Origin of the sequence: Collinsella sp. AM13-34 (assembly GCF_003473055.1) — a bacterium.
Classification (GTDB): Bacteria; Actinomycetota; Coriobacteriia; order Coriobacteriales; family Coriobacteriaceae; genus Collinsella.
This window is the reverse complement of the sequence record NZ_QRLE01000024.1, coordinates 18,016-27,506: the sequence shown is the minus strand read 5'-3', so window position 1 is coordinate 27,506 and position 9,491 is coordinate 18,016. Positions and strand designations below refer to the sequence as shown.

The following is a 9,491-nucleotide window of genomic DNA, read 5'->3' as shown; positions in this document are numbered from 1 at the left end:
GGGGGAGCCAGTCCCCCGGCTCGCCCGCTTTCAATCATTTAAATCGCTGTATCTACTCTGCAGACGAAGATCCACCATCAACGATTGCTTGCTCGGACTCAGGAATCCCATCGGCACCCGTGCTCTGTTCTTGCTCCACCTCTTCGCTGATTGCGGAGGCGGGGGTCGAGCCCTTCGCGCCCACGATATAGGCGGCTCCAAACCCCAACGCAATGGCAATCAAGGTCAAAATCACGTAGACAGGCCAATGGCGCTTAATATACGAAAACACGTTGACTCCTTAGAGCTCCGTCTACGAACGGCGGATAACCTCGGTCACGACCTCGGATACCGTGGCAATGTTCGTCGGGTTGACATTGTGGGGCAGGTCGTCCTCGGTACGAGCACAAGCCAGGCGCGTGCCGTCCACGCCGGCGATGGTGAGGGCTCGGCGGCTCGCCTCGAGCGCGGCATAGGCATCGGTCTTGGCATAGGGCATCTCGAGCGCGCCACAATCGACATGGAACGACTTGCACACCTTGCTGACCAGGTTCATGATGCGGCGATCGCCCTTGAGCAGCTGCTGTTCGCCCTCAACCGTCACCACCGAAAGCCTACCGGCGCCGACGGATTCAAGATTGATGAAGAATACGCCGCGGAGCTTATCGCGATGCGAAGCCAAGAAGGCCTTCACACCGGCGCCATCACAATCCGAGGCGCCCGTTGCCACAAACCAGATATCGTGACCGAGCAGCTCATCGTCACCCATAGAGGCAACAGCCGAGAGCATATCTTCGGAAGAAGCGCCGTCGGAAGACGTAGCGCCGCCCTTCCAGCCATCGTTATCGTCCTCGAAATTATCCCACGAACCGATGCCGCGACCGGACTTCTTGGCATCGTAATCGTCTTCGACGCCCAGCCAGTCACTCATGCTGTCCTGTTCGTTTTTCTTTTTACGACCGAACAGGCCGCCCAGGCCGCGCTTGCGAGACTTGGGTGCCGCAGGGGCGGGAGCCGAAATGGTCTCGATCGGCTGTGCGCCCGACGCAACGGGCATAGGAGGCGCAACGGGTGCCGATGTGGGTTCGGGACCCTGGGCGGTAGCAAAGGGGTCGTTGACCTGTGCGGAGGGATCGGGAAGGTCGAACAGCGACGTGCGAGACGCAACGTTTGTCTGCTTCATCGACGGCAGCGACGGATCGGGGACCGAAGCCAGCGGAGACGAGGAGGGTGCAGGCGACGGTGCCGACGCCGGATCGGGAACATTCATCTGCGGACGCGGCGATGCTTGGGAGGAAATCTGGGCCATAAGGGAATCGACCGTTTCGTCCTGGGTGGGAGCGACATTGGCAACCGTGGCACCGGAACCACTCGGGGTCGGCATGGTGAAAATCTGCGTGGAGTAAGGCCTCGACTCATCCGTCTCGGGAGTCTCGGAAACCGCAGGCACCTCCTCCTGCTCGACCTCGGCCGAATCACCTTGATCGGCTGCCGCGTATTGCTCTTCGTCAGAGTTGACCTCGACGGACTCGTCCTCGGCAGCATCCTGAATTTCGGCAGCATCAATGGGCTCGTCATCGTCTGCCGCGTCGCCCTGCTCATCGGAAACAGGAAGGGGCTCGGCAATCGCGGTGCCTTGCTTTTCAAACGTTATCGTGGAATCGAACTGCGCGGCATCAAACGACATGGTGCTATCGACGTGCTGCTGAGCCTCGAAAGACGTCGTCGCCTCAACAACATCCGTGGACGCCGGTTGCTGGGACTCAAAGGACGTTGTAGCTTCGGCAGCGTCGACGGGCACGGACTGCATAGCCTCGTTCTGCTCGAGCTCTTGCGCCGCGCGCTCACGTGCCGCCTCGGCTGCCTGCTGCTGAGCGATAGCCTCCTGCTCGGCAGCCTCGCGTGCGGCAGCGCGCTTCTCCTCGAAATCGTCGACAAATTTCTTGCCCTTTGCAAGCGCACCCTTAAAGAAGTTGGAAGCACTGGCGCCAATCGAAGAGAACGCGGATGCAATATCGGCATGGGGCGTTGCCGCGGGAATCTCGGCCGAAAAATCAGTATCGCTCTCGTAAGACACGCGCCTCGGCTGTTCAACGTAATCGTCGTCAGGCTCGTCCGCAACGTCTTGCGCCGGCGCGGCGGGGGCCAAAATGTCCAGTCCTGCCGCGGGATCGATCGCGGACACCGCCTCGGGCTCGGCAACGGCAGCGGTAACCGCGGCAGACTCATCATCCACGGTGACGGCGGGCGCAGGTGCAGTCACGACGGGGGCAGGCTCGGGCTCAAACGTCGGCTCCTCGCCCTCCTCGTAATCGAGCGTGCAGGACTCGGGAAGCATCCCGAGCGCACGGATGGCATCCGAACCAAAGCGGATGTTGCCGGCGGCATTGCGATAGAGCTTGGGCTCGGGCTCGGCCGCGACAGGCTCCTCCGCCGGCTCGGCAGCGGAAACCTCGTCATTGAATTCTTCGGCCTGGACAGCCTGATTCTGATCCTCGGGCACGATGGCGCCAATCAGCGTCTCGTCGGCAGACGCACCCTCAACGCCCTCGATCTGCTCGTCGAAAGCCTCGCCCTGTTCGGGCTCGGTCTGAGCGTCGGGAGCAATCGGCTGACCGAACTCGTCCTCGGCGTAGGTAGGCTCTTCATACTCGATGGTGTTGCCGTAGTCGTTTTGCTGTTGGGCCGCGGCATACTCCGCTGCTGCGCGCGCCATCTCCTCGGCACGACGCTTCTGCTCCCCAAAATAGGTATCGAACGGAACATCGTCGGGAAACTCGTTTTCGCCCTGGAAGGGAGCAACGTTGTCCATAACGCCGAGCATAGCGGCGACAGAAGACTTGTTGCACACTGCGCCGGACGTATAGGGAAGCACAAAACGGTTAGAAATGATGTTTGCCGCGTTGGCGAGCGCAACGAGGGAAGCGAGGATCGCGACAATCCACAGCAGAACCTTGAGCGCGCCGGGGAGCGGCAGGATACGCAAGATGGCAACGGCAGCAGGGGCAACCGTGGCAACGGGCAACAGCTTGGCGATGAGCGCACGATACGAAGCATAGGGCTCGCGGGCGAGCAGCTCGGCACGGGGAGAGTCGTAGTGTGCGACAACGACCACCGGGCGGTTGCGCGGAGACGCGAGCGGGCCCGAGGCCTTGTGGTAGGCGATGACATTTTGGCTCACGCCCGTCTTGCCCAGGCGTGAAACCACGGGGTGGCCCGTGCGCTCGAGCACGTAAAGAACGGCGCCGACAATGGCCAGCAAGGTGCCGACCAAGCCGATGCCGCCGCCGATGCCCATCAGCAGGGCGCCGGCAAACGCAAGAATACCGGTAACGGCAAATGCCAACCTGCTGGGCGCCGGGGCATTGAACTCCTGAACCTCGGGATCAAAGCCGTGGTTGCGGAAGATCTGAGCGATATCCTCGGCAGCCAAGCGCTCTTCTTCGCTGCATGCCGGCGTGATGCCGGTGTTCTGCAGCAGGTGGTTAATATAGTTCTGGGTGTTCGCCATGTGCGCTCCACATCCATAATCCGACAAATAGGCCCAATGCATGCACATTAGAACCGTATATAGTCGAAAGTATACCCCGAGCGAGCGCAAACGACCGAATTCGGGCCATCTTAACGCCCCGAGCGGACAAGGATATAGCCTAATCTCCATATCGGACTAAAATCATGGCAGCAAACCACCTTCTCATGCGAGGACTCTATGACGGCAAGCGACGCGACCGCGACAATTAAAAAGGGGAATTCGGAGCCCAGTTTCGATAAAACGGCCCAGCGCATCCTCAATCTTTTCTTTGTGCTCAACAGCTCCCCCGAACCGCTGACGACCGAGCAGATCGTCTTGGATTCTGACCTGGGATATGGCTCGGGCAACATCGACTCGGATAAGCGCAAGTTTCGGCGCGATCGTGACAAACTGCTCGAGCGTGGCATCTTAATCAAGGAGGTTCGCCCCGCCGGTGCGCAGGAGACCGAGGAAAGCTCGTGGACAATCGACCGCGAGCACACGTTTGCGGCAGGCGGCCTCATCACCGCAGACGACGCCGATATCCTGCTCAACGCTATCGACCAGACAATAGCGGCCGGCTCTTCCACCTTTGCCGCGCCGCTTGCCGACATTCGCTCCAAAATTGCCTACCTCACCGGCATATCTGCGGTGGACGAAGCACCGATCCGCCGCTCTCCCACCGTCGATGCGGTATGGAGCGCCTTTGCCGAGCGATGCGCGCTGCGATTTTTATATCAGAACGGACGCGGTGGGCAAAAAGAGCGTACCGTCTGCGTCTACGGCATGTTCGAGCGCGAGGGCGTGGCGTACTTCTGCGGCCTCGACAATGCCACCGACGACATCAGGACATTCCGCTGCGACCGTATCGTTCGCGCTTGGCGTCCTTCGAAGGCCTACACCATCCCTGCGGACTTCAACCTCAACGACTACCTGTTCTTTGAATTCGATTTTGCCGACCGACCGCCCGTTGCAGCCACGTTCTCGTTCGCCCCGCAGGCGCAGATCGATATGATCAACGGCCTCACGCGCGGGCGAGGTGAGCTCGCACACACCGATGCGGGATGGACCTGGACCGTTGACGTGCGCGACCTTGAAGCCGCCGCCTCATTTTGCATGGCCCACGCTATGGACGGCATGAGGCCCATGGCCCCCAAATCGCTCAAGCAGGCGTGGAACCACCTCATTGAAAGGACGGTGCACGAGTATGCCCGTGCGTAAACTCACCAGCGAGCAGAGACTCTCGCGCGCCATCGACATCATTGAGGCCCTCTACGCCGCCGGCGAGAGCGGCATGACACGAACTGAGATTTGCAGTCGCTTTGACATCACAGGAGTGTCGCTCGACGAGATTCTCGAGATCGTCTCGACGCTCGCGGACCGAGAATCGGGTGCGCGCATCATCTGCGAATGCCACGGCGAGCGTGTGGTCCTCACCGGTGACGCTGGGCGTGTGCTACCGCTGCGTCTGAGTGCCGCCGAGGGCGCTGTGCTCAACCACGAACTTGAATCGTTGGGGATCGAGCCCCAGGCGGCGGCTCGAATTCGACACGCTCTTCTACCCGAAGAGCTCGGCTATAACCAGCGCGTCTCTGACACCGTCAGCCACGGGTCGCACTGGCAGCAGCTGAGCTGCGCCATTCAGGACGGCGTTCGCTGCCGCATCTCGTATCGCTCGATGGACGATGCACGGCCACGCGAGCGTCTGGTCGACCCCTTGCGCATTACGGCAAACGGCGACCAAACATACCTGATTGCCTGGGACATCGCGGTCGATGAGCAGCGCACCTATCGCATGGATAAAATCGAGGGACTCGCCTTGACGGAAGACTCCGTCGTGCCTCACGTACCGGACGTTGCATCCCTCCACGATTCCCTTGCCCGGACGCAGCGTAGCGCAAAGCTCTTGATGCCATTCGATATGGCGGAGCATCTGGACTGGGCCGGCATCACCCTCATCGAGCGCAGCGGGACAGACATGGCAACGGTAACCGTGCATTACGGCTCCGAGCGTTGGCTGCTGAGCCAGATAATCGCAGCGGGCGGAGCCATCCGCATCTTGGATGACCCCGCCCTGTCAAAGCGTCTGTGCGATATGGCAAAAACCCTCGTCTGTCCGCTTTAGCGCCGCCGCTCGTGGCGTGCACGCCACAGCTGTAGATAGTGCCCGATCTGCGCCGATTCGATGCGCTGGTAGGAGCTCGTGGGCAGCGACGTTAAGAACTTCTTGCCATAGCCCCTCGTCACCAGGCGAGGATCCGCCAAGATCAGCACACCGCTATCGGTCGACGAGCGAATCAAACGCCCCGCGGCCTGCTTAACCTCGAGCACCGCCTCGGGCAGCGAATAGCGCGCCCATGCGCGGTCTTCGCGCAGGTTGCGCTCGCACGAGAGCGGGTCCGTGGGGCTTGAGAACGGCAACTTGGGAATGATGACGCAGCGCAGCGTCTCGCCGCTGGCATCAAACCCCTCCCAGAAGGCCTTGAGCGCAAAAAGCGACGAGGTCGGTTCGTTGATAAACCGGTCGCGCAGGCGACGAGGAGATGAGTTGCGCTGCTGGCAGTTGAGCTCCAGACCCGCACGGGCCATCTTGGGCTCAACGCGGGCGTATAGGTCCTCCATGTCGCGCCGATTGGTGAACAACGTGAGCACCGATCCGCCCATGGCAAGATGGGCGTCGACCAGTACGCGCTCGAGCGCCGTAAGATAGCTCTCACGATCGCGCGGATCGGGGATATCGCCCGCAACGACTACAGCCATGTTCGAATCGAAGTCGTAGCTCGAATCCAAGTGCAGCGATGACGACGTTGAAGCACCGATGCGATCAAGGCCGACCGCATGGTTAAAGTGCTCAAAGCTTTTGGACACCGTCATGGTCGCCGAGGCAAAGATAGCCGTGTGAACCTCGGGTAGCCACTCGGTTGCCAAGGCCTCGCCAATGTCGATGCGCTCTGCGGTCATCGACTCTCCGCCGGCACGAAGTCTGCGATTGACCTGCAGCGAATACACGTAGTGTTCATCGGTGCCATCAATGATGAGTTTGAGGTTCTCGGCCAGCTCGTGCAGGCGGCGCGAGATATCACCCAGGTCGACAACAACCTCGGGCTTGTCGGCGGCGACGGCTTGCACCAGCGCGTCGACGCTCTTGTCAGCTTGTTCCAATGCGTCGATGCCAGTGTAGGCCGACTGTAAGAAATCATGCCAGTCGTCTGATTCGCGCAGCTCGGGGCCAATCCATAGATTGGCATTGTCATAACCCCCACGCGCACGGCGGCCGAGCTCGCGAACGCCATCGAACACGTCGGCGATTGCCATGCTCGCGCGGGCAACCGTCGACGTCGCCTTGGCAGTAAGGCCCAGATAGAGCGTAGAGCCCTCGGAGGTTGCCAAATCACGGGAAACCTGGCTTAGTGCGCCGGTGCTCGAGCCACCCAGGCGCTCGAACAGGACGCGTGATTCGTCCGCCGACACCACGCGCGCCCACTGGCGGCGCGCCTCGCGCTCGATGGAATGGGCCTCGTCGATTACCCAATGACGAATCGGAGGTAAAATCCTGCCCTCGGCCGCGACATTGCGGAACAGCAGGGAATGGTTGGTGACCACCACATCGGCATGCGCCGCACGACGGCGAGCGCCGTGGACCAAACATTTATCAGGGAAAAACGGGCAGAGGCGGCGAGCACACTCGCGCGAGGCCGTCGTAAAGTCGGGGCGGTTGACGCTGCGCCACCGAATGCCGAGCGAGTCGAGGTCGCCATCGGCCGATTGGCAGACGTACGCCATAATGACCGCGACCGCCGTGAGCGTATCCGCCGGATCGCGCTTGGTGGTAATCTCGACCTGGCCGCGGCTCATGCGCTCAAGCTTGCGCAGACACGGATAGTGGTCATACCCCTTGAGAGCGCAAAACGACAGACCACCGTTCAGTTGCTCGGCAAGTTTTGGCAGCTCATGGTACATGAGCTGGTCGGCAAGATTGTTCGATTTGGTCGCAATACCAACCGTGATGTTGTTACGGCGTGCTGCCTCGGCAAAAGGCACCAGATAGGCCATCGATTTGCCGACGCCTGTGCCTGCCTCAATTACTCGATGAGTGCCCGTGACCAGCGCATCGCGGACCTCGAGCGCCATCGCGATCTGCTCATCACGCGGCTCGTAGGTGGGATACATGCGATTGACCAGGCCACCTGGCGCATAGTCTGCCTCAATCTCCTCATGACTCGGCATCTTGAGTACCGGCAGTTCATCGGCGTCCACCCGATCGTCGGCGCGATCGGCCTTGAGAACGTCAGCACGAGCGGCGCTGAGAGAGAAGATAGAACCAGGGTTCTGCCCTGCCAAGAACGAGAAGATAGGGCGATAGGACCAAGGCACGTCCGGATGCATGTCGGCTAGGCGCGCCATGAGGCCCTGGGGCAAGTCGGTGAGCGCCACGAGCAACACGCGCCATACGCCACACAGGGCGTCGACGTCGGCATTGGCACGGTGTGACACCGAGTCACAGCCAAACAGATCGGCCATAAAAGACAGCTTGTGCGAGGCCAAGCGCGGAAGCGCGATGCGCGACAGCGCCAGCGAATCGATCCAAATATCGCTCACGTTGACGCCGCCTTTGACCGACTCGATAAACGAGCGGTCGAACGTGGCGTTGTGTGCGATCACCGGGCAGCCACCGACAAAATCGGCGAGAGCGGCGACGGCCTCAACCGCCGACGGGGCATCTGCAACATCGGCATTTGTAATGCTCGTGAGCTCGGTAATCTCGGCGGGAATCAGCTGCCTGGGATGCACGAAGGTATCGAAGCGGTCGATGACCTCGCGGCCCGAAAGACGGGCCGCCGAGATCTCGATCAGCTCGTTGTCCTGCACCGAAAGACCCGTGGTCTCGGTATCGAGGATAATCACATCTTCCTCGATAAGGCCGAAGGACTGCGTTTTGGCGCGGTCGGCAAGCGTGGCATAGGAGTCGATGACAAACTGCGGCGTTCCTGACGAAACCGCGTCCTCGATTAGCATGCAATGCCCGCTCGACGAAGGCCCATACGGATCAGGCTGTCACAGACCTGCGGGAACGTCATGTCGTCGGTGTGGCGGATCTCATCCGGATACAGCGACGTATCGGTCATGCCGGGAATGGTATTGGTCTCGAGGATAACGGGGCCGTCCTCGCTCACAATAAAGTCGCTGCGCGAGATACCCAGGCAACCGAGGGCCTTGTGAGCGGCACAGGCAAGTTCCTGAGCGCGAGCGTAATTCTCGGTTGAAATCTGCGCCGGAATGCGATGGATATCCGTAGGGTCGACATACTTCACGTCCAGATCGTAGAACTCGCAGTCCTCGGGCTTACGAATCTCGACAATCGGCAGGGCGCGCACGTCATCTTCGCCGTATACGCCGACGGTGATCTCGGTACCCTCGATGCACTTCTCGACCAGCACTTTGTCGCCATACTCAAACGCCTTGGCGATTGCCGCGGGCAGCTCGGAGGGCTCATGGACCAGGGAAATGCCATAGCTGGAACCGTTGACGGCCGGCTTCACAAAGCAACGCTCGCCACAAACCTCGACGATATGATCGATATCGACTTTATCGCCCACCTCGAGCGCGAGGCCGGGGGCAATGGGAATGCCCGCCTTGGCGTACAGGAGCTTAGAGACCTCCTTGTCGGCACCGCAGGCGCTGGCAAGCACGCCCGAGGCCGTGTAGGGGATACCCAGGGTCTCCATGGCACCCTGCATGGCGCCATCCTCACCGCCGGCGCCGTGCATGGCGATAAATGCCACATCGAATCCGCCGGTCGCCATGGTTACCATAAAGTCATCAGCGGCCGTGTCAAGCAGCTCCACCGAGGTGTAGCCGGCTTCCTTCAGCGCCACCACAACGTTCTTTCCCGAATCGAGCGAGATCTCGCGCTCGGCGGAATGACCGCCCGCCAAGACCGCTACGTGCATGTTCTCTAGGCTTTTACCCGGCATGGGCAGACTCCTCCTCTATAATTTCT

General features: G+C 60.9%; 6 protein-coding genes. 2 read left to right on the top strand and 4 right to left on the bottom strand.

From position 1 onward, the window contains the following. Positions 1 to 52: 52 nt before the first annotated feature. On the bottom strand, positions 53 to 271 hold the full coding sequence (locus tag DW151_RS09095; RefSeq protein ID WP_022094153.1) for a hypothetical protein: 219 nt from the start codon (positions 269 to 271) through the stop codon (positions 53 to 55). A gap of 21 nt (positions 272 to 292) precedes the next feature. Continuing rightward, positions 293 to 3,490, bottom strand: coding sequence for a hypothetical protein (locus DW151_RS09090; RefSeq protein ID WP_118335483.1), 3,198 nt, complete (start codon positions 3,488 to 3,490; stop codon positions 293 to 295). A gap of 198 nt (positions 3,491 to 3,688) precedes the next feature. Here DW151_RS09090 and DW151_RS09085 point away from each other — a divergent pair, with 198 nt between their 5' ends. Together DW151_RS09085 and DW151_RS09080 are read left to right on the top strand one after the other, a co-directional pair. Then, a complete protein-coding gene (locus DW151_RS09085) occupies positions 3,689 to 4,711 on the top strand; it encodes a YafY family protein (protein ID WP_117646137.1) in 1,023 nt (340 codons plus the stop codon). Further along, positions 4,698 to 5,615 carry a YafY family protein gene (locus DW151_RS09080; RefSeq protein WP_117646138.1) on the top strand — a complete coding sequence of 306 codons (918 nt, stop codon included), beginning with the start codon at positions 4,698 to 4,700 and terminating at the stop codon, positions 5,613 to 5,615. Before DW151_RS09085 ends, DW151_RS09080 begins: the two co-directional genes overlap by 14 nt. Here DW151_RS09080 and DW151_RS09075 read toward each other — a convergent pair. After that, entirely contained in the window at positions 5,612 to 8,506 is a 2,895-nt protein-coding gene (locus DW151_RS09075) for a helicase C-terminal domain-containing protein (RefSeq protein ID WP_118335481.1), read from the bottom strand. The two genes, DW151_RS09080 and DW151_RS09075, sit on opposite strands and share 4 nt — an antisense overlap. Then, the gene (locus tag DW151_RS09070; protein ID WP_118335479.1) at positions 8,500 to 9,465 is read right to left on the bottom strand and encodes a D-alanine--D-alanine ligase; all 966 of its coding nucleotides are present in this window, start codon (positions 9,463 to 9,465) and stop codon (positions 8,500 to 8,502) included. Before DW151_RS09070 ends, DW151_RS09075 begins: the two co-directional genes overlap by 7 nt. Positions 9,466 to 9,491 lie beyond the last annotated feature (26 nt).

Excerpts from the sequence above, each read along its gene's own strand:
- DW151_RS09080 (WP_117646138.1), top strand. The coding sequence starts at position 4,698 with ATGCCCGTGCGTAAACTCACCAGCGAGCAGAGACTCTCGCGCGCCATC.
- DW151_RS09085 (WP_117646137.1), top strand. The coding sequence starts at position 3,689 with ATGACGGCAAGCGACGCGACCGCGACAATTAAAAAGGGGAATTCGGAG.
- DW151_RS09075 (WP_118335481.1), bottom strand. The coding sequence starts at position 8,506 with ATGCTAATCGAGGACGCGGTTTCGTCAGGAACGCCGCAGTTTGTCATC.
- DW151_RS09070 (WP_118335479.1), bottom strand. The coding sequence starts at position 9,465 with ATGCCGGGTAAAAGCCTAGAGAACATGCACGTAGCGGTCTTGGCGGGC.
- DW151_RS09090 (WP_118335483.1), bottom strand. The coding sequence starts at position 3,490 with ATGGCGAACACCCAGAACTATATTAACCACCTGCTGCAGAACACCGGC.